The organism is Exiguobacterium sp. s91 (assembly GCF_018618915.1).
GTDB classification, from domain to species: domain Bacteria; phylum Bacillota; class Bacilli; order Exiguobacteriales; family Exiguobacteriaceae; genus Exiguobacterium_A; species Exiguobacterium_A abrahamii.
The window spans coordinates 639,063-664,074 of the sequence record NZ_JACSMZ010000001.1 but is presented as its reverse complement, the minus strand read 5'-3'; the positions used below and the strand labels follow the sequence as shown (position 1 = coordinate 664,074).

Sequence of the window (25,012 nt, the reverse complement as noted above, 5' to 3'; positions counted from 1 at the left end):
TTTCTATTGTAACACAAATCGTGCTTTGTTCACCGGTTCACAGCTTTTGCGGAAGGTGTCGTCTCTTCTGATGTCATCACGTCATCTTCGAGCCCTTCGAACAAGTCTTCGTTAAGTGCGAACGTATCCATGAACTGCGCAATCCGCTCATCGGCATCTGGCTTCGCTGCCGCATCTTTAATATAAGACAACGGTTCACGCAACAACTGGTTGATGATTGATTTCATGTGTTTGCCAATGACGGTTTTTTCACGTTTCGACATCTCCGGTAACTTCCGTTCCAAGCTTTGCATCGTTTCTTGTTGAATCCGTAACGCCTGGTCTCGTAATTCCGTGATGATCGGCACGACACCAAGTGTCGTCATCCAACCTTCGAACTCAGCGATTGCCGCTTCAATCCGTTGTTCGATCTTCGCTGCTTCCTTCATCCGTTCCGCCATGTTTTGTTGGACGATTGATGTCAAATCATCGACATCGTACAAATGAACACCTGGCAAGTCACCGACGGTCGGTTCAATATCGCGTGGTACGGCGATGTCGATCAAGAGGAATGGACGATCGTGACGGAACAGCTGTGCTGCCGCGATGTCTTCCCGTTTGATGATGGCACGTTTTGCACCCGTTGAAGAGATGACGATGTCTGCCCGAAGCAAACCGCACTGCATCTCGTTAATCGAATGTGCCGATCCTTCGAACCGATTCGCGACCTCTTCTGCTTTAGCTAACGTCCGGTTAAAGACCGTGATATCGCGTGCCCCTGCTTCATATAGGTTAAGCGTCGTCAATTCGCCAGTTTCTCCCGCACCGATGACGACGATTGATTTATCTTCAAGCGATCCGAGTAACTGTTCGGCAAGCGTGACAGCAGCAGCACTGACAGAAACGGCATTTTCACCGATTCCAGTTTCTGCGTGAGCCCGTTTGGCGAGCGTGACCGCTTCTTTGAAGAGTTTATTGAAAACCGTTCCTGTCGTTTCAAGCTTTTGCGCCATGAAGAAGCTTGTCTTGACTTGACCAAGAATCTGCGTTTCACCGACGATCATCGAATCAAGCCCACTTGTCACGCGGAACAGATGCTTCATCGCATCAAACCCTTCATGAATGAAGAGATACGGCTCGAGTTCCTCCATCGTCAAACCGAACCAGTTTGCAAGGAAACGTTTCGTATAATACCGTCCTGTATGTGGCTGATCCGTCACGACGTACAGTTCCGTCCGATTACATGTCGAGACGATGACACTTTCAAAAATACTTTTTTCATCGCGCAATGCGACGACCGCTCCCTTCATCTCATGCTCCCCAAATGAGACTTGTTCGCGTATTGATACAGGCGCTGTTTTGTTATTCAAGCCGACCACTACGATATGCATGCGCTCTACCCCTTACGTCCAAAGATTTCGTTCCGATCTATCTTTTCGTTCTCTATCCTACATTATAACCATTATAAAAAAGATTCCAATCAATTTATAAACTAAAATGAGTCGAAGTTGTGAAATCTTCTTCATTTTTTCTCTTCTTCTACCTTATCCCTCTCTCATGAAAATCACAAACCCTCTGCTCCTAAAAAGAGCAGAGGGTTACACTTTACTTCAAGGATTCAGGTGATACCGTCACGTCCGGTACGTCGAGACGCTGCTGACGTAAACGATAGATCCGAGCGATATTTTGAACGACGACTTTTGAAACTGCGTATGTTGGAACCGCCAAGATGACACCGATGATTCCACCGATTTTCCCAGCAACGAGCAAGACGATGATGATCGTCAACGGATGAACCTTGAGTGTCTTTCCTTGGACATAAGGAGAAATCAAGTTCGACTCGATTTGCTGCGCGACGACGATCGTGATGATCGCATAGACGGCTTTGATCGGATCATCGATGAACCCGACGATGACCGCCGGTACGGCACCGATGTAGGGACCAAGATACGGAATGATGTTCGTGACCGTACAGAATAAGGCAAGCAGTAACGCATATTGAATATCTGCGATGAAGAAGCCAATCAATGACATGAGACCGACACAGATCGAGACGATGACCTGTCCATTGACATAATGCTTCACTGTCACGTGCATGTCGTGCAAGATTTTACGCGTTTCTGTTTCATAGCTTTTCGGCAACAGCTTCACGACGGAATCCGGAAACTTATAGCCGTCAAGCAACATGTAAACTAAGATGAACGGCACTAAGACGATGATTAAGACGGTCGAAGAGATGACACCGAAAATCGTTCCGACAGACGTCGAGACAGACTTAAAGACTGTACCGATATACGATGTTGCTTCATTCGTCCACTTGTCAAACAAGTCCGTGTTCTCGTGAACCCATGTCGAGATGAATCGGTTGTTCATCAATTGATCGCGTAAATTTAACGTCTGATCACGCAATTCAACGACGAGTGTCGGAATGCTCGTCGCAAAATCCGTCACCTGTTCGACTAAGATGGGTCCGATTGATGCAACCGCAATCGTCAGGATCGAAATGAAACCAAGCAAGACGATTAGCACGGCAAGACCACGCTTCTTGACTCGTTTTTGTAGTGCGTCCACAATGCCAAGCGTAAAGTAATAGAAGATCCCTGCGATGATCAATGGCGGGAAGATCAAGGCTAACATGACACGAATTGGCTGGAATAAAAATGAAATTTTCGTTCCAACCCAGATGACGAGAAAAATCACTAATATCCAGATTAATGCTTTAAACCACTTGTTTCGTAACAACTCCACCTAACTTATCCCCCTCATACCTATTCGTCAGCCGACTTTTTCCTCGGTGACGTCTTCGAGACGCTGACGCTCCATCTGACCCCAGTTTCCTCGACCAGTCAAGAATTGAATCAATCCTCCTAGCTTGAAGAAGACGAGAATCGGACGGTACCAGAACGACTCGGTTAAGGACCATAGATACAACCGAATCAATTCCTTGACGTTCTTGAATCGGTGCATCGTCCACTCTTCCAATAATACGGCACCTGCTGACAATAGGGAACCATAGAGTAAAGCGACGACCAGCAAGACGATCCCAAATTCAAAGTTGAGTGTACCGACGAGTAGGTTGAGCGGAATGATGAAATAACCGATCAGTTCGACGATTGGTCCGAGTAGTTCAATCAAAAAGAAATACAACATCGAGACGCTACCAACAGAACCATATTTCGGATTGCCAATCATTCGTTTATGCGTCCACAACGTCTCAGCAAGACCACGATGCCAACGTGTTCGCTGTGACCGTAACACTTCCATCGATTCTGGAGCCTGTGTCCAGCAGACTGGCGCCGGAACGTACTCGATGCGTTTATCGAGCTTATTTTCCTTCATGTACCGGTGTAAGCGGACGACAAGCTCCATGTCCTCACCGACGAGACCTTCTTTATATCCACCAGCCTGTACGACAATATTCTTTTGGAACAATCCGAAGGCGCCGGAGACGATCAATAAGATATTGAAACGACTAAGACCAAGGCGACCGAACAAGAATGCACGGAAATACTCGATCATCTGCATCAGGACGATCCGTTGCTTCGGTGTCCGAATCTCAACGATTTCGCCGCCTTCAATCGTACAACCGTTAACGAGGAAGATCGAACCACATGTCGCGACGACTTCTTCATCTGACTCAACGATCGGTTTCATGACTTTTAATAACGCATCGCGCTCTAAAATCGAATCCGCGTCGAGCGAACAGAAATAGGGATAACTCGAGTAATCAATACCGGCATTCAAGGCGTCTGCCTTTCCACCATTCTCTTTATCGATGACAATCAAACGACTATCAATGCGGGAACGGTAGACTTGTTTGACCGGCTTTGAACCAATCAAGATACGTGGATATTGAATTTCTTTTTCCAACTCATACGCGCGAAACAGCTCATCCATCGTTCCGTCTTTTGAACCATCGTTAATGACGAGTACCTCATGCTCTGGGTAGTCAAGGGCTAGCAAGGCTTGGACACTTGAGACGATCGTATATTCTTCATTATAGGCTGGAACAAGGATACTGACCGGTCGTGTATAGAGAGACCGCATCAATGGTAAATAGGAGCTTTCTTTTCGGCGGAACCGTTGCCGTCGCACCATCTGAGCAGAAATCAGATACAGCGTCGAATAGAATACGATGACGAGTAACATATAGATCAATACTGTCCATGAGAGGACTTCAATAATGGCTTGGATTGTCTCAGACGACATGATGCTTCATCTCCTTTGCCAACCGTTCGGTCGCTTTTTGACGCGCATAGCGGTCGGGGTGTGTACTTGAAACCTTCGCCAACTGTTCGATCCCACCACAAGCAAGTAACGCATCAAAGGCTGCCGTCCGGACCCACCATGATCGACTGCCGACAAACGGCAGGATCGCTGGTATCGCATCATCTGGAACGACGTGCTCTAAGAAACGAAGGGCAAGCATTTGCTCAACCCAACTTGATTCTTCTTCCAAGTAAGGCACATACAATTTCCAGTCTTCCTCAAGTCCAATCCGTGTGAGCGCGCGAAGGGCTCGCTTTCGGACTTCTGGATTCTTATCAGTCGTTTTATCGCGTACGAGCGCGATATAACGTGTCTCATCTCGATCAAAGATCAACTGGAGTATTGCTAGTCGAAACGATAGTGTAAGTTCATCGAACGATGTGACCCATTCTTGTAAGTCGTGACTACGACCGATCGCAAGAATCGCACCAAAGAAGCTGATATCATTTTCTTGTTTAGCAATCGCAATCGCATCTTGCGGGGATAAGGAGACAAGTGTCCGGACGATGACATCGCTCTCCTCTTTTTCAATTGCCTTTCCCCAACGGGCATGAATCATCGGTGCGACTGCGACCAAACGGAATTGAGAAACGGCTTCATAGGCGTTCAAGCGACGATCAATCCGCCGATGCTTCAATTGTTGCTCATAATACGCTTGCATATTAGAAGCGACGAAAGCTTGTATACGTTCAAGATGCACCGGCGTTGCCGTCAAGTTAGACAACGCGAACAATTCAAGCTCCGCTAAATCTTCGTTTCCTTTTTGAATCGTTGGCATGTCTTGACGTTCACTTGTCGCATAGTCATAGATGTCATCTCGAAAGGCAAGCTGCCAATCGCGACGCGCATGCTCACGATTGGCGCGTTTTCGTTTTTGAACGACAAGATAGATCAACGCTCCACCTTGTAAGAAGATGAGTACGACGATGAATACTAGAATCGCCTGCATCATCGGCCGTCCTCGACTTTGCGAATCCACGCACGGAACTCTTCGATTTTCAGTGGAAGCGTCATGATGTAATCAACACCACGATCAATCGCTAGGACATGATCACGTTCGCGGTTATACATCGAGATCATCATCGATTGGAATGGTGCGACACTCTGTTGTTTCGCTCGCAGCAGTAATTCCAATCCATCTGCTCGCGGCAATGCGGACGTGAACACGAGTAAGTACGGACGGGATGCTACATACTCATCAAGGAACGTCTCCGCTCGCTCGAACGTCATGAAGCGTTCGAAACGGTCCGTCAATTCCCGTTCCATCATCCGACGGATATGCGGATCTTCCGTTACGACGACAACGTCTGCGATATGATGGATCTTCTTATAACGCGCAAGGCGATCGAGAACAAGCTCCCTCGACAGCGTCGCCGGCAGAACTTCACGTGCGTTCTCTAACCCATAGAAAGAGGGTTCCGTATTAAAGTAAACGACGGGAATCCGCTCCTCAATGACGGGTTTGCTCGCGAGAACGACATCGGCATAAGAGATGTCCGTCCGCACGCACCATCCTTCCTCGATCAGACCATTGACCGTCTCCGGCATTTGTCCGACCGTGTGTACGAATAAGGTATTCGTCGTTGATTCTCGGACAGCCTCTTCCGTCCATTCGATCGTCGAACTGACCTCACGATCTTGAGTTGTTGATTCAAACGACTGATTGATTAATTTCCACATCTCTTCACGTCGCATTTAGTTTCCTCCCTCAGTGAATGCTTTTTTCATCGTATGATAGATAGGTTTCAATTCTTCCCGTTGCTGTGGATTCGTCCACTCGGCCCAGTTGTAGAAACCACGATTCTTCTCTGGAATACGTGTCTCACCGACTTGACCTGTGACTTCGATTCCTTCCGTGATCATCTTCGATTCGAGTCCATCTTTCCAGAAGTCTCCGATGATTTCATGTTTACTTGGATCACGCATATTCAAGACCATCCATGGAATACGAAGTTCAACGGTTGGTTTCGTGACATCTGAGATATCCGTTAAAATGTCATCTGGTTCTCCTTCATGTAAAACACCTGTGTCCCATTTGACGGCTGGTTTGACGATTTTTTTCGTCACCGGGTCTCGTCTTGCATAATCGAGCATTTGATAGATCGGAACGAACTTGCCGCTGTCTTTTTGATCAGACGGAGGTTTCACCATCTCAAACGGCATCTTCAGACCGTAGTGGTATCGGAAGATGTCATAGCGAGCATCGACATCGATACGCGCTGTCTGATCGATCGTCAGGCGGTATTCAGCTCCTTCGTCAAGCGTCAACGAACCGACTTTCGTGTTCCCATCATTCGGTTTCGTCGATAGTGCAAGTGTCGTCGGCTCTGCTTTCTTCCGGTCGATGCGTAAGTAGAGATAAGCCTCGTCGGAAGTCATATAAATCGCTCGATCCTTATTTTCAGCTACTGGTGCATACCCTTTCCAATCATCCAATTTCCCATCAATGATGATGTCTGAACGGAGGAATCCAAGCATCCCGAAATGTTGTTCACTTGTTTGAACATTCGACCAACGTGGACGGGTATCCGCATCGTCATAATCCATTGTGTTCCATGTTCGTTTGAACCATTCGTCTTGCCAGATGAAGACCAGTCCACCAGCCGTCTTGACGTCCTTGATGTCTTGATAGAGCTGCGCGACGAGTTCGCCTTGTTTCTTTTCACTGACATGTCCCTGGTCGAAACCGTTCGGTCCAAGGTGTGTCTTCCCGCGTGAACTTGGAATACCGAATTCCGATACAAGTAACGGCATATCATGATAGTCTTTCATTTCTTTCAAATAACGAGCGTAGGATTCAGAGCTCTTATCTGCTTTTTGACTGTATTCTTCCTTGATGAACGAAGGGTAATACGGATAGATGTGATAAGACGCAAACAAACCACCTGGGAAATCCTTCGTTGCTTTTAAATGATTGAAGTCGATCGAGACGAGATCTTGCTCTTCTTCGACCTCTTTCGGGTGTTTCAATGGATCCGTCGTCGGCCAGTTCGTCGAACCAATTGGTCGAGTCGTTCCGTACTCTTTGATTTCGTGTGCTGTCGCTGTATCCATCCGACCAGCAAGCCACGATTCGAACGGTGACGCCTCTTGTGTCGTCGTCACGTATTTCCCTTCGAATCGCGTGCCTTTGTTCTTTTTATTCGTCTCGACGACGGCTTCCGGTAACCATTCGATTCCGAAGACGAACGCTGAAACGTATTGCGAGACGTCTGAAGTATATGTTCCGGAAGCATGACCGACGACTTCCTTGACGACCGCGTTACCATGAATGACATCGACCATTCGTTTGGCTTCCGTATCGGTCATCTTCAAGAAGTCTGGTTCAAAAGCGTTCTTCAACTCTTCGAATGGTTTTTCCTCGACCCACATACCTTGCATCAAATAAATCGGTTGCTTCGCCCGTTCGTTATACGCTTTTAATGCATCGTAAAAAGCAGGAGGATGCAATGTATACACGCGAATCGTATTGACACCCAACTCGCCGATTTCCTTTAGCCAACGATCGTATTCATTACGACTGATGGCATGTTCCCCGGGAAATGCACCCGGTCGACCGAGTCCGACGTTAACGCCTTTGACGAAATACGGCTTCCATTCGCCATCTTGATACATCTCAAGCGTGTCTTGTCCTTCTCGTGCCCGAGTTCGTAATTCCTGATTGCCGACTTTCGTTTGTGAGAGTGGTTTTACTTTTGCAGCTTGCGTCGAAACACGTTTTGTATCTTCTAGAATTCGCGTCAATGTCGGGGCATAAATCTTCCAAAAGAATGCTGATTCACTCTCTGCACTATCGAGGATGAACTGTTTACGGAACCAATCAAGCCCACTATATCGATAGTAGCGCGGGATGTCCGCGACATCTGTATAGTCACCAGCAAAATAGTGTCCACTTCCTTGCGTAACATACGCAGGGAACTCAAGCGGCAACTGATATTTCCGAAGCATCGCTTGGGTCTGCTTTGACGGTTTCCAAGAAAAATGCGCTTGTTGCTCGCCACCATCTAGCTCTAAAATCTCAAACCAGTAGTTATAACGCACCTCATCTTTTGCATTGCCCTTGTTTTTATCCCATTTATAAAGTAATGGTGTGTCATCATTGACGAAAAAAGCTTTTTCCGTTGAGTCATTGATGAAGACATAACCTGGACCAGATAGTTTGAATTCTTTTTCTTTCGCCTGTGCTTTTAATTGAGCTACGACGTTCTTCTCAAGACCTTGCAATTTTGTTAAATCCGGGAAAAAACGACCAATCCATCCTGTCCAAGCCGTTCCGAACAATTGACGAAACGCATTGGACCGTTCGACTGACGTCGGACTTGCCGCCGTATTGAACTCCGCCACGACGGTTTTCCCTTGCGAAATCGCTTCGGTCGCGAGCTCGACGTCTTCCGTCGTCAAGCCACCACGATGTTCTTTTTTTCCGTTGACGTCATATGACTTTCCATACGTATCCGTAAACAACAGCACATCTGCTTTAGAAGCCTGTTGTAGCATTTGCTTCCCTTGTGTACCGTCATAACGATTAATATAATCCGAATACTTATAATCTTGCTCTTGCGCATTTCGGATTTTCAAGTGATTCAATAACCACGTCGTTCCAGCGTGCTCTCGCTCATCTGTACCGTTCGTATAATCAAATAGCGCGATATTTAATGTCTTTTCCTGCTTTAAGAACCAAATGGCAAATGGTGTCAGAATAAGTAATATGACGATTGCAAACGTCCATTTATAACGCCTCATATTGGCATAGCCTCCCACTAGAACAATTTGTTCCTATCATTGTAACGTGAATTAAATAATGTTCATATAATGGAAATCAAAAATGATGGAAGGAAATGATTAGATGCTATTTATAGATTACTTTAACCCTAATTAAAAAACGTTCTGCTCTCCTATTGCCGGAGAACAGAACGTTTCGTTATTTTACAGTAGACGATAAATCGCTTCCCATGCGGCATCGACTCCTTCTCCTGTCTCAGATGAGAAAGGAATCAAGGTATCTTGACCGTCAAATTGCAATTTACGTTTGATTGCCGCGATATGTTTATCACGTTGACTCTTTTTGATCTTATCGAGTTTTGTCGCAACGACGATGACCGGTAGATCGTAATACTTCAAGAAATCATACATCGTCACATCATCCGCAGACGGATCGTGTCGGATGTCGACGAGCTGTACGACACCTTTGAGGATTTCCCGTTGCGTGAAGTACTTCTCCATCATCTTGCCCCATGCTTCACGCTCCGTCTTCGAGACTTTCGCATACCCGTAACCCGGTACATCGACGAACATGACTTCATCATTGATGTTGAAGAAGTTCAAGGTTTGCGTCTTACCTGGTTTCGAAGATGTCCGTGCGAGTGCTTTTCGCTGGACCAGCTTATTGATGAAGGAAGACTTTCCGACGTTCGATCGCCCTGCGAGTGCCACTTCTGGCAACAATGGCTCCGGATAATGTTCCGGATTGACGCCACTCGTAATAAAATCAGCTTTATAAATTTTCATGTTACTCTCCTTTTAATGCATGTTCGAGCACGTGCTCCATCGTCGCGACCGGAATGAATTCCATTCCTGCGCGAACGCTTTCCGGGATATCATCGATATCCCGCGTATTGTCTTGCGGCAGCAGAACGGTCGTCAAGCCCGCACGATGTGCTGCGAGTGACTTCTCCTTTAATCCACCGATCGGTAAGACACGTCCACGCAACGTGATTTCACCTGTCATCCCGACATCCCGGCGAACCGGACGTTTTGTTAAAGCGGAAATCAATGCTGTCGCGAGTGTGATCCCAGCAGATGGACCATCTTTCGGTACAGCACCTTCAGGAACGTGGATGTGGATGTCTTGCGTTTCGTAGAAATTCGGTTCGATGCCAAGGGACGTCGCATTCGCTCGGACGAAGCTATAAGCGGTCTGAGCCGACTCTTGCATGACATCACCGAGTTTCCCGGTTAACTGCAATTTCCCTTTACCCGGAGCAAGGCTGACTTCGATCGTCAACGTATCGCCCCCAAAAGCAGTATACGCTAAACCAGTCACCGCGCCAATCATATCTTCGAGCTCGCCTTGACCATAGCGGTAGATCGGTTTACCTAAGAAATCATCCAAATTACGTTTTGTCACCGTCACCCGTTTCTTCTCACCCATCGCGATTTGTTTCGCTGCTTTCCGGCAAAGTGAGCCGAGAACACGTTCGAGATTCCGGACACCGGCTTCTCGTGTATAACGCCGGACGACTTCTTCTAGCGCGTCTGCCTTGACTGTTAATTGACTCTTTTTCAGACCATGTTCAGCCAGTTGCTTCGATAAGAGATGACGAACGGCAATTTCCGTTTTCTCTTGTTCCGTATAGCCACCGATTTGAATCAGTTCCATCCGGTCGAGCAATGGTCCGGGGATATTCGAGACATCGTTCGCTGTCGCGATGAAGAGAACATTCGATAGATCGAACGGTTCTTCGATATAGTGATCAGAAAAGCTGTTGTTTTGTTCTGGATCAAGAACTTCAAGCATCGCGGACGACGGGTCACCACGGAAGTCATTTGACATTTTATCGATCTCATCGAGCAGGAAGACCGGGTTGTTCGTTCCTGCTTGTTTTAAACCACGAATGATTCGACCTGGCATCGCACCGATATATGTCCGGCGATGTCCACGGATCTCCGCTTCGTCGCGCACGCCACCAAGTGAGACGCGGACGAACTTCCGCTCGAGCGCTGTTGCAATCGAACGGGCAAGCGACGTTTTCCCGACTCCCGGAGGACCAGATAGACAGAGAATCGGTCCACGTAATGAGTCCGTTAATTGACGAACGGCAAGATACTCAAGGATCCGTTCTTTGACCTTCTCTAGACCATAATGGTCCTTTTCAAGCTGTTCCGAAGCAGCTGAGACGTTCAAGAAATCATCGGTTGCTTCATTCCATGGCAACGAGAAGAACCATTCAAGATAGTTACGAATGACGCCATGTTCGGGACTCGTCGCTGGTACGACAGCTAAACGACTGATTTCCTTCTCAACGTTTGCAACCGTCGTTTCTGGTAAATCAAGCATCGCTAGCTGTTCCCGGTATTTCGTCGCATCACTTTCAACAGAAGCCGACTCGCCACCGAGTTCTTGTTGAATCGTCTTCAATTGTTCCCGCAAGTAATACTCGCGTTGCGATTGTTCAATCGTCTTCTTCGTCCGTTCACGCATCTCGCGTTCGAGTTCGACGACTTCATATTCGTGCTTCATGACGTCAAGCAACATCAACCCTCGTTCGACTGGATCCTGTTGTTCGAGAAACTCCTGTTTCTTCGAGATATCGATTGGTAACTTCGACGTGATATAGTCCGTTAATGAGTCGAGACGTTCGTATGTCTCGAACCGACGACGTTCATCCGTTCCGATTCCTTTGATCCGAGAGACGAGCTGACCGAACTGTTCTTTAATCAGACGAACGAGTGCTTCTTGTTTCGCCCCTTTGATGTCCATCTTCTCGATTGGTTCGATGACGGCTTGATATCCCTCGTCCGTCTCCTCGACGTTTTCAATCCGGACGCGTTCCTTCCCGATGACGCGGACACGGACCGTATCATTCCCGAGTTCACTCATCTTCGCAATTTGAACGAGTGTACCAACCTGGTGCAGCCCGTCGACAGACGGCTCTGCTTCTGGGTCACGTTGCGTGACGACGACGAGATCAATTTCGTGTTCCTTTGATGCAAGTAAGGCTTTTAAGGATACCGGACGCCCGACATCAATCGTCAATCCGATCAACGGATACGCAACGACACCGCGTAACGGTAAAAGTGGATATTGTTTTTTCTTCATTCGAATTCCTCCTAAACAAAAAGACTCGGAAAGGCGTACAAGTAGCCTCCGAGCCGATTTGTCACGGTGTTACGCCGTTTCTTTTTCTTTCCCATGTTCAATTGTACCATCTTTCAACTCAAGCGTTGGACCGCGTTTACCAGTCAACGTTTCTGCTGTAATGATGACTTTCGCGATGTCTTCACGCGATGGGATTTCGAACATGATATCAAGCATAGTTTCTTCGATGATGGAACGAAGACCACGCGCACCTGTTTTACGTTCGATTGCAAGTTTTGCAATCTCAAGAAGTGCATCTTCCGTGAAGTCGAGTTCGACATCATCGAGTTGAAGCATTTTCTTATATTGTTTCACGAGGGCGTTTTTCGGTTTCGTCAAGATTTGAACGAGTGCCTCTTCATCAAGTGGCTCGAGCGTCGCCATGACCGGCAAACGACCGATGAACTCTGGAATCAAACCGAACTTTTGAAGATCTTCTGGTAATGCAGCTGCCAGAATTTCTTTTTGTGTAAGGTTACGGTTCTCTGAATCGTTTCCGAATCCGATGACTTTTTTACCAAGACGACGTTTGATCGACTGATCGATACCATCGAATGCGCCACCGACGATAAACAAGATGTTCGTCGTATCGATTTGGATGAATTCTTGATGTGGGTGTTTTCGTCCACCTTGTGGCGGTACACTCGCAACCGTTCCTTCCAAAATCTTCAGCAAGGCTTGTTGGACACCCTCACCAGATACGTCACGTGTAATCGACGGGTTTTCTGATTTACGAGCGATCTTATCGATCTCATCAATGTAGATGATTCCTTTTTCAGCCTTCTCAACATCATAGTCCGCTGCTTGGATGAGTTTCAACAGGATGTTCTCGACGTCTTCACCGACATAACCGGCTTCCGTCAAACTTGTTGCATCTGCAATCGCAAACGGTACGTTCAAGATACGTGCCATCGTTTGGGCAAGAAGTGTTTTACCGCTACCTGTTGGTCCAATCATGACGATGTTCGACTTCGAAAGCTCGACATCATCTGCGCGACCACCAGCATTGATTCGTTTGTAGTGATTATACATCGCTACAGACAACGACTTCTTCGCTTTTTCTTGACCGATGACATAATCGTCAAGTGTCGTACGAATTTCATGCGGTTTCGGAACATTCTTTAGCTCGACTTCTTCTTCAGTGCCGAGTTCTTCCTCTACGATTTCATTGCAGAGTTCGATACACTCGTCGCAAATGTAAACGCCAGGTCCAGCAACAAGTTTGCGTACTTGTTCTTGTGTCTTTCCACAGAAAGAACATTTTAGCTGACCTTTTTCTTCGTTAAATTTAAACATAAAGGTCCACCCCTTTAACGTGGAAATTGTATGGATGCCTGTAGCATCCCGTCTCACGTTTTACTATTTATGATTGTAGCATGAACAAGGAAAGTCTTTCAAATCCTGGACGAACGATTTACAGTTTGATGTTCTGAACCAAGGATCGTTTGTCCTTGTTTGACCTATCGTACAAAAAAATCGACTCCAAGACCAGAAATTGGGCTTGAAGTCGATCGAAAACCATGAAATGGCTTATTTTGCTTTTGCGTTGTCGACGAGAACATCGATAGCTTTACGGAATTGAAGATCGCCTTTAAGCGTTTCAAGACCACCTTGTGGTGCAAGCATCGTTTCAAGTTGATCTGCAGGGATGTTGTAGAGTTCTGACATTGATTGAAGTTCAGTTTGAGTTTCCTCATCTGTTACTTCGATTTTCTCGTCAGCAACGATTTGCTTGAGGACGAGACGTGCTTTAACGCGCTCTTCCGCTTGCTCTTTCATTTCAGAACGCATTGCCTCTTCTGTCGTTCCAGTCAACTGGAAGTACATGTTGAGGTCGATGCCTTGTGATTGAATACGTTGTGTGAACTCTTGAACCATACGCTCGACTTCGTTTTCGACCATGACTTCTGGAAGATCAACTGTCGCATTTTTCGTAGCCGCTTCGACTAACTCATCGCGCATTGAAGCATCAGCTTCTTGTTTGCGTGTGTTTTCGAGACGCGTACGGATTTTTGTTTTCAACTCGTCGAGTGAAGAAACTTCTTCATCCATTTCTTTTGCGAACTCATCTGTCAATTCAGGGAGCTCTTGTGCTTTAACTTCGTGGATCGTTACTTTGAATGTAACTGGTTTTCCAGCGAGTGATGCTTCGTGGTATTCTTCTGGGAATGTCACTTCAAGATCTTTTTGCTCGCCAGTTTTTAAACCGACCATTTGCTCTTCGAATCCAGGAATGAAGTTTCCAGAACCGATGACGAGTGAGTAGTTCTCAGCAGTTCCGCCGTCGAATTGGTTTTCCCCATCGAAACCTGCGAAGTCGAATACGACTGTATCGCCATTCTCGATGACGCCATCTTCTTTAACGACGAGTTCTGCACCGCGTTCTTGTAATGTTTTGAGTTCAGCGTCGACGTCTTCGTCAGTAACGTTCGTTTCAACTGCTGTGTACTCAAGACCTTTGTACTCACCGAGTGTAGCTTCTGGCTCGATGACGAACGTGATTTTGAATTCGACTGGCTTGCCTTTTTCGAGTGTTTCAACGTCGATGTTCTCAAGCGCGATTGGCTCGATTCCTGATTCGACGACTGCACCTTCGATTGTGTCCTTGTAAAGGATATCGAGTGCATCTTGGTACAGTGCTTCTTCACCGTACATTTTGTTGAACATTGCGCGTGGCATTTTTCCTTTACGGAAACCAGGTGTGTTCAAAGTCTTAACGACTTTCTTGAACGCTTGGTCTACCGCTTTATCAAATGCTTCAGCAGGCGCTTCATACGTGAGGACGCCGAGGCTACCTGATTGTTTTTCCCATTTTGCAGTCATGCTGAGTCCCTCCAAAATTGTCAATTAGCGTACATGTGTGTACAACAAGTCACATTATAGCACAATCGTTCTGACGATTACCACTGTTGAACGAATCGTTTCCAGATGTCTCAATCGAAGTAAATCTGCTCGAATGCGATGACTTCTGGATAAAGGATATGTGCCGCTCGGTATAACCGCTTCGCCAGCGGACTGAGGATACGTTCCGGTTCTTCACGTTCAAATGTCAGACCTGCGAGTTCTTCGCATGCTGCGAGCCATTTCTCCATATCTGATCCGATTCGTTCTCGTTCTTCAAGATGAATCAGTTGATCCGATCGCAAGACGAGCAACGCTCGGAACGGATCCATTCGCTCTAACGTATGCATCGATGCCAGTAACGCTTGTTGCTCCTGTTGATGTACCATCAGGATTTCTTTTAAATCTTCGCGTGACGAGATCGTCCAGTCTACAGCTAAGTGTGGCACATGAATGCTTATCGGATATGACACGTGATCCAGCACGCTTCCCAATAACTGATCAATGACGAGTAGACTTTGATGTTCGGTCTCTTGCGCCTGAAGATATTTCTGGGTGATGTATGCAATGAGCTCAGAGGTCCGTTCGAATTCAATACCGGTCAAATGGCGCATTTGTTCGACCCAACTCCCATGTCGTAACACATGCATCAGTTCCGTTGCTGATGTTACCTCACGCTGCGCAACAGGGTTGTTTTGAACTGCCGGCTTTTGTTCGCGAACACGCATCTGTTGTTTGATTTCATCTAATCGAAGCGCGAGCCCATACGGCAGATACGGTGACGCCGAGCGCAAAGCGAGTTTCATCGGATAACGTTCTCCGAGTTCATAAAGAAAGAGTGCGAGCACTTGCTCGACACCCTCGACTTCAAGAAATCGTTCTGCCACTGTTTCAAATCGTTCCCGGTCATGCATTAAGAGTGGTTGAATGACATAGAGCCGGTGTAAGACATCTTCTCCTGTCAATTGGTCAGTCTCTAATTCCATAATCAATTGTTCTTGTTTAGAAGCGGGCAAACGAAGAATGCGCGCTCGCTCTACTTCTAGTTCATGTTCCATCCAGCGCGATGTCCCCATATTCCGGCACTCCTTCATGTTCAACTTCTTATTTCGTAAATGGATCGAGTAAAGACGTCCAGTTCGTGATTGCTTCTTGAAGTTGTCCTGCCTGCTCGATTCCTAATCGATTCAACGTATCTAACGAGACGTCCGCTTCAAGTAATCGAGCGATGTCTTCCGATTGATTCACGTACTGCTCGAGTTTTGCACTTAAATTTTGCAATTCTTGCGGCGGATTTTCAAGTCCCGCTAATCGTTGATCGATTTGATCCAGTTCTTGATTGAACTGATCAATCGTTCCGTTTTCCTTCAACTTTTCGATTTGTTGATCGAGTGCCTGTTCAGGGTTCGCAGATTCACGCGCTGTCGTAGCCGCCTCATTCAAGGAAGCCGACAAATCTGACGTGACTTGGACCGTGTCTTTTGCAATGCCTTGAAGTTCTCCAGCGTAATCGACACTATTTTTTACATCGTTGACCTGTTGTTTTGCATCGTCGACTGTATTTGAAATCTCACTACATCCAGCAAGAAACGTACTTAGCACGAGGACTGCTCCAACTTTCTTCCACATAGCATTCATCCCTTTCGAGTTCATGATACCTTAATTATAATCGAAAATCGGAATAAAAAAAAGAGACCACCCTCGTAAGGGCAGTCTCTATTTTAATTATAGCGTCCCAAGAGGGATTCGAACCCCCGACCGACGGCTTAGAAGGCCGTTGCTCTATCCTGCTGAGCTATTGGGACGTGTCAACACGAATAAACTATACTAGAACAATTCTTTCGTGTCAATCACATTACAAACATTGCATTTATTTTATTACAAAAATGTTCCGTCCAGATGCAGGGCATTCACTCGATCGCCATTCACATCGAGAAAATCGACAGAATAACGGTTTTGATCCACTTCAAGAATCGCATACGTCTTGTCTGGTCGATGACGTGGCATCCGGATTGAACCTGGATTGATGAATAACACGCCGTCCCGATATTCAGCCTTCGCAACATGGGAATGACCATATAAGACGATATCCGCCTGCTTTTCCTTCGCATGATGCTGTAAGACATCTAGACTGTATTTGACGTCCTGACGATGTCCGTGGACACAAAGGATGGTACGACCATCTATTTCCGACATGACTTCTTCCGGAAAATCGTGTCCGTAATCGCAATTCCCTCGCACAACACGATATGGATATAATGATTCGATGTCGCGCGTCAATTGGGAGTCCCCACAATGAAATGCCAAATCCACGTCTTGGTGACGTTCGAATATCGTAAGCAGTTCTTGTTCTAGTCCATGGCTATCACTAACGATCAACGCTCTCATCTTCATCACACTCCTAAGAAAGTAGTTAAGTCCTGTTCGAGCTTGCGCAATGCATTGCCACGATGACTAATCATCGCTTTTTCTTCTTTCGTCAACTCAGCAGCCGTCTGTCCGCTTGCCGTGACGAACAATGGATCATAACCGAAACCGTTCGAACCCGACGCTTCAAAACCGATTCGCCCTTCCATCGTCCCACGAACCGTCAATGTCTCACCCGTTGGTTTCGCTAGCGCGAGGACACAAACGAAGCGTGCCGTCCGCTCTTCCTCCGGAACACCTTTTAACTTTTCAAGTAGTAGAGCATTGTTCGCCGCATCCGACTTTTCAAGACCCGCGAAGCGTGCCGAGTAGACGCCGGGAGCGCCATCTAAAGCATCGACTTCAAGACCTGAATCATCAGCAAGTACCGCGTGACCAAAGTAGGCTGCTGCCTCTGTCGCTTTTAAGAGTGCATTCTCCTCGAATGTCTCACCTGTTTCATCCGTTTCCGGAGCATCAGCGTGATCGAGTAACGACTCGACTGAATAACCGAGACGACCCAGCATGCTTTCAAGTTCCTTCACTTTACCTGCATTGTGTGTTGCGACGATGACCTTCATCTATGTTCCCCCACTTCTTCTCCTACATACCACCAAGAGACACCGAGTGCATCTCGACCAGCATCAATCAGTTCCTTAATTCCTTTTTCCCCAAGTTCGAGCATATCGAGCATCTCTTGACGGGAAAATGTCGACTCTTCTCCTGTTGCTTGCATCTCGACGATTTTACCCGATGAGGTCATGACGAGATTGAAGTCGACTTCCGCCGCAGCGTCCTCTTCATAGCATAGATCGAGCAAGACATTCGACTCGACGATTCCAACCGAGATGGCTGCGATGCCCTCTTTGATCGGTGTATCTGTCAGTTTCCCGGCTTGGATCAATTGATCGACTGCTCGGACGAGTGCCAAAAAACCACCAGTGATTGATGCCGTTCGTGTCCCGCCATCTGCTTGAATGACATCACAGTCGATCCAGATTGTTCGTTCCCCGAGCTTCTCTAAATCGACGACTGCCCGAAGCGAGCGGCTGATCAGACGTTGGATTTCCATCGTCCGTCCCGTCTGCTTGCCGCGGACGGCTTCTCGTGCGGTCCGCTGAGCCGTTGCACGTGGTAACATCGAATATTCCGCATTGATCCAGCCCTGGCGTTTACCGCGAAGGAACGGTGGCACCTTCTCCTCGACGGTCGCTGTACAGAGGACTTTCGTATCGCCCAGTTCAATCAAGACAGAACCTTCTGCGTGTTTATTGACATCAATCGATAATTGAATAGGACGGAGATGGTCCGCCGTTCGTTGGTCTATCCGCATTTAATCTTCCTCCGTTCCAAGCACGATGCGCTCCGCATGGATGGTCTGATCGAGCCAATCCGTCGCAATCTGATCAAATGAGCGGATATCGCCTGTCGCGTAATAACGATGTTCCGGAATTTGTGTCACATCTGCTGAAATCGTATTGTAATCAAGTAGTGCTGCTACCTCGAGCGCTGTCTCGTCTCCTGAAGAGATTAGCTGGACGCCTGGTCCGATGACCCGTCCAATCACATCTGCTAGGAGCGGATAATGGGTGCACCCGAGGATCAATGTATCCATATCGTAATTCATCAATGGTCGTAATGTATTGGCAACGACACGTTCGACGTACGCACCATCTGTCTGCATCGACTCGACGAGCGGAACGAATGGCGGGCACGCTAACGATTCGACGACGACTTGCCCTTCGACGTGGCGTAACGCCTTCTCGTAGGAATTACTTGTAATCGTCATCTTCGTTCCAATGACACCGATTCGTTTCGTACGCGTCACCTTGACTGCCGCACGGGCTCCAGGATCAATGACACCGATGACAGGTATATTTAAACGTTCTCGCGCTTCTTTTAAGACGACAGCCGTGGCTGTGTTACAGGCGATCACGATCAATTTCACATCTTGTTGCACGAGATAATCAATCATCTCCCACGTAAACTCACGAATCTCTTCTTCTGGGCGAGGACCATACGGGCATCGTAATGTATCTCCGACATAGATGATTCGTTCGTGGGGCAACTGTCGCATCAACTCACGTGCGACCGTCAACCCACCGACTCCGGAATCTAGTACTCCAATCGCTCGATTCACTCTTCTCCACCTCTTTCTATCTTTCCTATGGTAACAAAAAAGGACGACGGTGCAAGACCGGCGTCCGAGAATGTACGATTACAGGATTACTGAGCAAGACCTTCGCTAGTCAGCATATCTGAAAGAGTCGTGATTGCTTCAGAAGCATCGTCACCGTTTGCAACGATTTTGATATCTGAATCTTTCGCGATTCCGAGTGAAAGAACACCCATGATTGACTTCAAGTTGACAGTCTTTCCGTTGTATTCCAAGTTGATGTCTGATTGGAATTTAGAAGCTGTGTTGACGAGCTGAGTAGCCGGACGAGCGTGAATGCCTGAATCCGCGATGACTTTGAATGTTTTTTCCATGATTAAGAAATCTCCCTTCACTAATAACGTACTAGTGAGTCGTTTTCGAATATGTGAACTCATTATCAAATGATAACGGATTCGAATCGATTCTGCAAGGAATTTTTATATGCTTCACTCCACGGGAATGCTTTCCCGGCACGGTCGATTTGTACCATCGATGTCCGTCCTGTGAACATCAGTTCACCTTGCTCATCAAACGCTCCATAATGGACGTCACACGATGCACTACCGACATGTACCGGGTACGCATAGACAGCGAGACGTGCCCGTGGGTAGACTTGGCGAATATAGTTACACTGAGCATCGGCGACGACGATGATGCCGTCATCTGCCAGCGAATATCCTGTTTCCTCTAACATCAATGTCCGAACGTCCTCAAAATAGACGAACGGTACCCGGTTATTCATATGACCATAGGCATCCGTCTCCGCAAAACGAACGGCGACGTCGAGTCGTGTGCCATGTTTCATCTGTTCAAGCCATGATTCAAGTTCTGGAATATAAGCTGGTACGCGCACAATGAGTTCCTCCTATCTGAATGAAAAAAGAAGGAGCAAGCTCCTTCTTTGATAAATCATGAACTAACTGCTTCACCTGTCCGTCCTTCGTCACTACCGAAGAACTTCTTGAATGAATGAAGTGTCGTCTGACGGTTCATCGCTGCGATCGAAGTCGTCAACGGAATCCCTTTCGGACAAACCTCGACACAGTTTTGAGCGTTACCGCACTGCATGATCCCGCCATCTTCCATTAACGCTTCAAGGCGTTCTTCCTTGTGGAAGGCACCTGTCGGATGCGAGTTGAATAGACGAACTTGTGAAATCGATGCTGGTCCGATGAATGTTGAACGATCGTTGACGTTCGGACATGCCTCGAGACACACACCACACGTCATACATTTCGATAACTCATATGCCCATTGACGTTTGTTCTCTGGCATCCGTGGTCCTGGACCTAAGTCGTACGTTCCATCGATTGGAACCCATGCTTTGACTTTCTTCAGCGCATCGAACATGCGTTGACGGTCGACTTGAAGGTCACGAACGATTGGGAACGTCTGCATCGGTTGAAGGCGGATTGGCTGTTCGAGTTTATCGACGAGTGCCGTACACGACTGACGTGGTGTACCGTTGATAACCATCGAACAAGCGCCACATACTTCTTCTAGGCACCCCATGTCCCAGTTGATTGGTGTCGTTTTTTCACCGGCTGCATTGACGGGGTTCCGACGAATCTCCATTAAAGCAGAGATAACGTTCATGTTCGGACGGTACGGAATTTCAAACGCTTCATCATACGGTTTACCATCTGGTCCATCTTGACGTTGAACGATGAATTGAACCGATTTTTGCGTAGTAGATGATTCGAGTGGTGTCGCCATTATGCTTTCACCTCTTTCTTCGACTTCTTGCTGTAGTCGCGTTTCCGTGGTGGAATCAACGACGTGTCGACGTCTTCATAGAAGATTTCTGGATGACCATTCGTATAACGCGCCATCGTCGTCTTCAAGAACTGTTCATCATTACGTTCCGGGAAGTCCGGTTTGTAGTGCGCTCCGCGACTCTCGTCACGTTTTAAGGCACCGAGCGTGATTGCTTCGGCTAGGTCGAGCATGTGATCGAGCTGACGAATGAACGATGCCCCTTGGTTACTCCAACGTGCTGTATCCGTTGCCGAGATTCGTGTGAAGCGATCGCGGAGTTCCTTGATTTTTGTAAGCGTTTCTTCGAGCTTATCGTTATACCGGACGACCGTGACGTTATCCGTCATGATCTCCCCAAGCTCACGGTGGATTTGATACGCATTTTCCGTACCTTCCATTGATAGGATATCGTTGAAACGGTTGATTTCTTCGATCTTATGCGCTTCGACGACGTCCTCGCTCATCTCATGAACCGATGTCTCGAGTTCGTTCATATATGCGATTGCAGATGGTCCAGCGACCATTCCGCCGTATACCGCAGAGAGAAGCGAGTTCGCTCCGAGACGGTTACCGCCGTGCATCGAATAATCACATTCACCAGCTGCGAACAATCCAGGGATGTTCGTCATTTGATCGTAGTCGACCCATAGTCCACCCATTGAATAGTGAACAGCCGGGAAAATCTTCATCGGTACTTTTCGTGGATCATCACCGACGAACTTCTCGTAGATTTCAAGGATCCCACCGAGTTTGACATCGAGTTCTTTTGCGTCTTTATGTGATAGATCCAGATAGACCATGTTCTCCCCGTTGACGCCGAGTTTTTGATTGACACAGACGTCAAAAATCTCGCGTGTCGCGATATCTCGTGGAACAAGGTTTCCGTACGCCGGATATTTCTCTTCAAGGAAGTACCAAGGTTTACCGTCTTTATACGTCCAGACGCGACCACCTTCACCTCGTGCTGATTCACTCATGAGACGTAATTTATCGTCTCCAGGAATCGCTGTCGGGTGAATCTGAATGAACTCACCGTTCGCGTAGATTGCTCCTTGACGATAGACAGCTGCTGCTGCTTGTCCTGTGTTGATGACCGAGTTCGTCGATTTTCCGAAGATGACCCCAGGACCACCCGTCGCGAGGATGACAGAGTCCGCGGCAAATGCCTCGATTTCCATCGTCCGGAGGTTTTGACAAACCGCTCCACGACAGATGCCATTGTCATCGATGATGGCACGAAGGAATTCCCATCCTTCATATTTTTCTACCAAGCCTTGCGCTTCGAACTTACGAACCTGTTCATCTAATGCGTACAACAGTTGTTGGCCTGTCGTCGCTCCAGCGTATGCCGTCCGGTGATGCAACGTTCCTCCGAAACGTCGGAAGTCGAGTAAGCCTTCCGGTGTCCGGTTGAACATAACACCCATCCGGTCGAACATATGAATGATCTTTGGCGCTGCTTCCGCCATTTTTTGAACAGGTGGTTGATTTGCGAGGAAGTCCCCACCGTATACCGTGTCATCGAAATGCTGGTATGGTGAATCCCCTTCCCCTTTTGTATTGACCGCTCCGTTGATGCCACCTTGTGCACAAACAGAGTGTGAGCGTTTGACGGGTACGAGTGAGAATAACTTAACTGGTACGCCTTGCTCCGCTGCTTTTATCGTAGCCATCAGACCGGCAAGCCCTCCGCCGATGATGACAAGATTCTTGTTCGCCATGTTGTCAGTTCCCCTTTCCTTACAACACGCCTGCAAACGTTAAGATCGAGCGTACGCCTACAAACGATAAACCGATGAATACGAGTGCTGCCACGTAAGACATCGCCCGTTGAGATGCTGGTGACTGCGTGATTCCCCATGTGATGCAGAACGTCCAAAGTCCGTTCGCAAGGTGGAATGTCGTCGCCAAGATCCCGACGATATAGAACGCGAGCATGAATCCGTTATCGACGATGTTCTGCATCATGCTTGCATCCACTGGTGTTCCCATCGCAGCGGCAATACGTGTTTCCCAAACGTGCCACGTGATGAACACGACAAGGAATACACCGCTGAACCGTTGCAGTACATACATCCAGTTCCGGAAGTATGTATAACGCCCTGTGTTCGCAGAACCGGTGAATGCGATATACACGCCGTAGACGCCATGCAAGATGATCGGAATGAAGATGACAAAGATCTCTAAGAACAATCGATACGGAACGTTCCCCACGAATTCCGCGGCCTTATTGAAGTCTTCCTCACCACGTACGATGAAGTAGTTCGTCGTTAAGTGCGAAAGTAAAAATAACCCGATTGGAATGACGCCGAGCAGTGAGTGTATCTTACGACTCACGAAATCACGATGATTCGCCATCCAAATCCCCCCTTTTGTTTGCCAATCAACCGTTGGCGCATTTTGGTAGAAAAGCGCTTTCATAAGGAAATTCGTCTTTTCATCACTTATTCTACTCCTGTCCTTTTTAGAAGACAACCCGAGCCGTTGCATTTAACTGCAAATTTTTTTAGGAAAACAATGACCGGCAAGAATCATCTCGGTATAATGGTTCACAGATAGGAGTGAATCATGATGGATGCTACACCAAATCAAACACCACTTTTCGGTATCGAATTGATCCGAGATTATGTGCTGACCGATCTTCTCGGATCGGATTATCGGCAAGTCATCTACTGGGCAGGTAAACGTTTAGCGCGTCAATTCCCTGTCGTAGATGAATCTGAATTAGCCTCATTTTTTGAACAAGCAGGTTGGGGAACGCTCGAAATCAAGAAACGTAAAGGAACTGCCATCTCATTGGTGCTGTCTCCTCCTGATACGACGAGAGATGAACGACCACAAGGGTACTTCCAACTCGAAGCCGGTTTCCTCGCTGAACAGTTCTCTCGTTTTAACGGATGTGTCGCGGAAGGATATGCCGAGTTAACTAAAGAGCTCGTTCAAATCACGGTCCAAATCGACCCTAAAGATCCACTCGAACCGCTCAAGTAAAATTTACATAGAACGTGACAGGAATCTTAATTTTCAACATCGAAATAGATTCATGAAACCTTTTGCAGCAAGTGCTCGTAAAATCAGTCGTACACAAATCGCGAGGAGGAACTTCACATGTTCAAAAAACTAGCAGCAGATTTAACGGGATTCAGTGATATCGGACAAGTCATTCATCCTGATGATTTCGACAAGGCAGCCGCTGACGATTATGTCTTACATGAAGACGGCGAGAAAATCTATTTCTTGATCAAATCCAAATCTGACGAGTATTGCTTTACGAATCTGGCTTTGATTCACCTCGATGGTGAAAGTGCCGTCAGTTCGAAACGCGTCTTGTATCGCTATCCTTACGCACACTATCCGATTCGCCACGTCATGTTCGAAACGGCGGGAACGGTCGATCTTGATGTCGAGATTAAATTCGAGATCGGTGGCAAACATTATTCGATCGACGTCGATAAGAAACAACTCGAACATGTGAAAGATCTTTACAAAACACTTCTTGCGATCGCTGAAAAACAGTATGAAGGACAAAAGATGCTCGAATTCGCAAACAGCTCATTGAATCATTCGGTCACGATTCTCGGCGGACTTCGTCAAGGTGATATGAACGTGCCGCAAACATTCAAGGAGTTGTCTGAACAATCCTTCGAGTGGCTACAAGGTCACTACCATCAGTGGAACCAGCGTGACTTCGGTTCATACTACGAGAAGTACATCAACAACTAATTATTTTAAAATGCCGCCCT

Annotated in this window: 23 protein-coding genes and 1 tRNA gene; 2 read left to right on the top strand and 22 right to left on the bottom strand. The window is 47.2% G+C overall.

The features are described from left to right. Positions 1-29: 29 nt before the first annotated feature. From hemA to KNQ06_RS03160, 22 genes are all read right to left on the bottom strand, one after another. Positions 30-1,370 carry a glutamyl-tRNA reductase gene (gene hemA, locus KNQ06_RS03265; RefSeq protein WP_029342279.1) on the bottom strand — a complete coding sequence of 447 codons (1,341 nt, stop codon included), beginning with the start codon at positions 1,368-1,370 and terminating at the stop codon, positions 30-32. A 214-nt stretch (positions 1,371-1,584) separates the two neighbouring features. After that, entirely contained in the window at positions 1,585-2,727 is a 1,143-nt protein-coding gene (locus KNQ06_RS03260; RefSeq protein WP_050677618.1) for an AI-2E family transporter, read from the bottom strand. A gap of 27 nt (positions 2,728-2,754) precedes the next feature. Next, entirely contained in the window at positions 2,755-4,188 is a 1,434-nt protein-coding gene (locus KNQ06_RS03255) for a glycosyltransferase family 2 protein (protein ID WP_050677619.1), read from the bottom strand. Next, positions 4,178-5,197, bottom strand: a complete 1,020-nt coding sequence (locus KNQ06_RS03250) for a HEAT repeat domain-containing protein (protein ID WP_214723759.1) — start codon at positions 5,195-5,197, stop codon at positions 4,178-4,180. The genes KNQ06_RS03255 and KNQ06_RS03250 overlap by 11 nt, the downstream gene beginning before the upstream one ends. Beyond that, positions 5,197-5,943, bottom strand: a complete 747-nt coding sequence (locus KNQ06_RS03245) for a response regulator (protein WP_214723761.1) — start codon at positions 5,941-5,943, stop codon at positions 5,197-5,199. The genes KNQ06_RS03250 and KNQ06_RS03245 overlap by 1 nt, the downstream gene beginning before the upstream one ends. Then, entirely contained in the window at positions 5,944-8,991 is a 3,048-nt protein-coding gene (locus KNQ06_RS03240; protein ID WP_251133469.1) for a hypothetical protein, read from the bottom strand. A gap of 183 nt (positions 8,992-9,174) precedes the next feature. Further along, positions 9,175-9,756: a ribosome biogenesis GTP-binding protein YihA/YsxC gene (gene yihA, locus KNQ06_RS03235; RefSeq protein WP_023468975.1), complete on the bottom strand. Its 582-nt coding sequence runs from the start codon at positions 9,754-9,756 to the stop codon at positions 9,175-9,177. Position 9,757: 1 nt separating this feature from the next. After that, positions 9,758-12,067 (bottom strand): endopeptidase La, encoded by a 2,310-nt coding sequence (lon, locus tag KNQ06_RS03230; protein WP_215147326.1) that lies wholly within the window; start codon positions 12,065-12,067, stop codon positions 9,758-9,760. A gap of 69 nt (positions 12,068-12,136) precedes the next feature. Further along, positions 12,137-13,402 (bottom strand): ATP-dependent protease ATP-binding subunit ClpX, encoded by a 1,266-nt coding sequence (gene clpX, locus KNQ06_RS03225; protein WP_023468977.1) that lies wholly within the window; start codon positions 13,400-13,402, stop codon positions 12,137-12,139. Positions 13,403-13,636: 234 nt separating this feature from the next. Further along, positions 13,637-14,929: a trigger factor gene (gene tig, locus KNQ06_RS03220; protein ID WP_023468978.1), complete on the bottom strand. Its 1,293-nt coding sequence runs from the start codon at positions 14,927-14,929 to the stop codon at positions 13,637-13,639. Positions 14,930-15,039: 110 nt separating this feature from the next. Continuing rightward, positions 15,040-16,023: a hypothetical protein gene (locus tag KNQ06_RS03215; RefSeq protein ID WP_215147324.1), complete on the bottom strand. Its 984-nt coding sequence runs from the start codon at positions 16,021-16,023 to the stop codon at positions 15,040-15,042. 28 nt (positions 16,024-16,051) lie between these two features. Beyond that, a complete protein-coding gene (locus KNQ06_RS03210; RefSeq protein ID WP_251133468.1) occupies positions 16,052-16,576 on the bottom strand; it encodes a hypothetical protein in 525 nt (174 codons plus the stop codon). A 102-nt stretch (positions 16,577-16,678) separates the two neighbouring features. After that, a tRNA-Arg gene (locus KNQ06_RS03205) sits at positions 16,679-16,752 on the bottom strand. Positions 16,753-16,825: 73 nt separating this feature from the next. Further along, entirely contained in the window at positions 16,826-17,335 is a 510-nt protein-coding gene (locus KNQ06_RS03200) for a metallophosphoesterase family protein (protein WP_050677624.1), read from the bottom strand. A gap of 5 nt (positions 17,336-17,340) precedes the next feature. Beyond that, a complete protein-coding gene (locus KNQ06_RS03195) occupies positions 17,341-17,934 on the bottom strand; it encodes an XTP/dITP diphosphatase (RefSeq protein WP_215147320.1) in 594 nt (197 codons plus the stop codon). After that, positions 17,931-18,686, bottom strand: a complete 756-nt coding sequence (gene rph / locus KNQ06_RS03190) for a ribonuclease PH (protein WP_087681203.1) — start codon at positions 18,684-18,686, stop codon at positions 17,931-17,933. The genes KNQ06_RS03195 and rph overlap by 4 nt, the downstream gene beginning before the upstream one ends. Continuing rightward, a complete protein-coding gene (gene racE / locus KNQ06_RS03185; RefSeq protein ID WP_023468984.1) occupies positions 18,687-19,493 on the bottom strand; it encodes a glutamate racemase in 807 nt (268 codons plus the stop codon). Between the two features lie 86 nt (positions 19,494-19,579). Next, complete coding sequence (locus tag KNQ06_RS03180; RefSeq protein ID WP_012371023.1) at positions 19,580-19,843, bottom strand: phosphocarrier protein HPr; 264 nt, start codon at positions 19,841-19,843, stop codon at positions 19,580-19,582. A 65-nt stretch (positions 19,844-19,908) separates the two neighbouring features. Beyond that, complete coding sequence (locus tag KNQ06_RS03175; protein WP_215147318.1) at positions 19,909-20,364, bottom strand: acyl-CoA thioesterase; 456 nt, start codon at positions 20,362-20,364, stop codon at positions 19,909-19,911. A gap of 56 nt (positions 20,365-20,420) precedes the next feature. Further along, on the bottom strand, positions 20,421-21,227 hold the full coding sequence (sdhB, locus tag KNQ06_RS03170; protein WP_023468986.1) for a succinate dehydrogenase iron-sulfur subunit: 807 nt from the start codon (positions 21,225-21,227) through the stop codon (positions 20,421-20,423). Continuing rightward, a complete protein-coding gene (gene sdhA / locus KNQ06_RS03165) occupies positions 21,227-22,990 on the bottom strand; it encodes a succinate dehydrogenase flavoprotein subunit (RefSeq protein WP_023468987.1) in 1,764 nt (587 codons plus the stop codon). The genes sdhB and sdhA overlap by 1 nt, the downstream gene beginning before the upstream one ends. Positions 22,991-23,009: 19 nt before the next feature. After that, entirely contained in the window at positions 23,010-23,627 is a 618-nt protein-coding gene (locus KNQ06_RS03160) for a succinate dehydrogenase cytochrome b558 subunit (RefSeq protein WP_029342294.1), read from the bottom strand. Positions 23,628-23,840: 213 nt separating this feature from the next. Here KNQ06_RS03160 and KNQ06_RS03155 point away from each other — a divergent pair, with 213 nt between their 5' ends. Together KNQ06_RS03155 and KNQ06_RS03150 are read left to right on the top strand one after the other, a co-directional pair. Next, positions 23,841-24,260, top strand: coding sequence for a DUF2507 domain-containing protein (locus KNQ06_RS03155; RefSeq protein WP_214723770.1), 420 nt, complete (start codon positions 23,841-23,843; stop codon positions 24,258-24,260). Positions 24,261-24,377: 117 nt separating this feature from the next. Then, positions 24,378-24,992, top strand: coding sequence for a PH domain-containing protein (locus tag KNQ06_RS03150; protein ID WP_023468990.1), 615 nt, complete (start codon positions 24,378-24,380; stop codon positions 24,990-24,992). Positions 24,993-25,012: the final 20 nt, after the last annotated feature.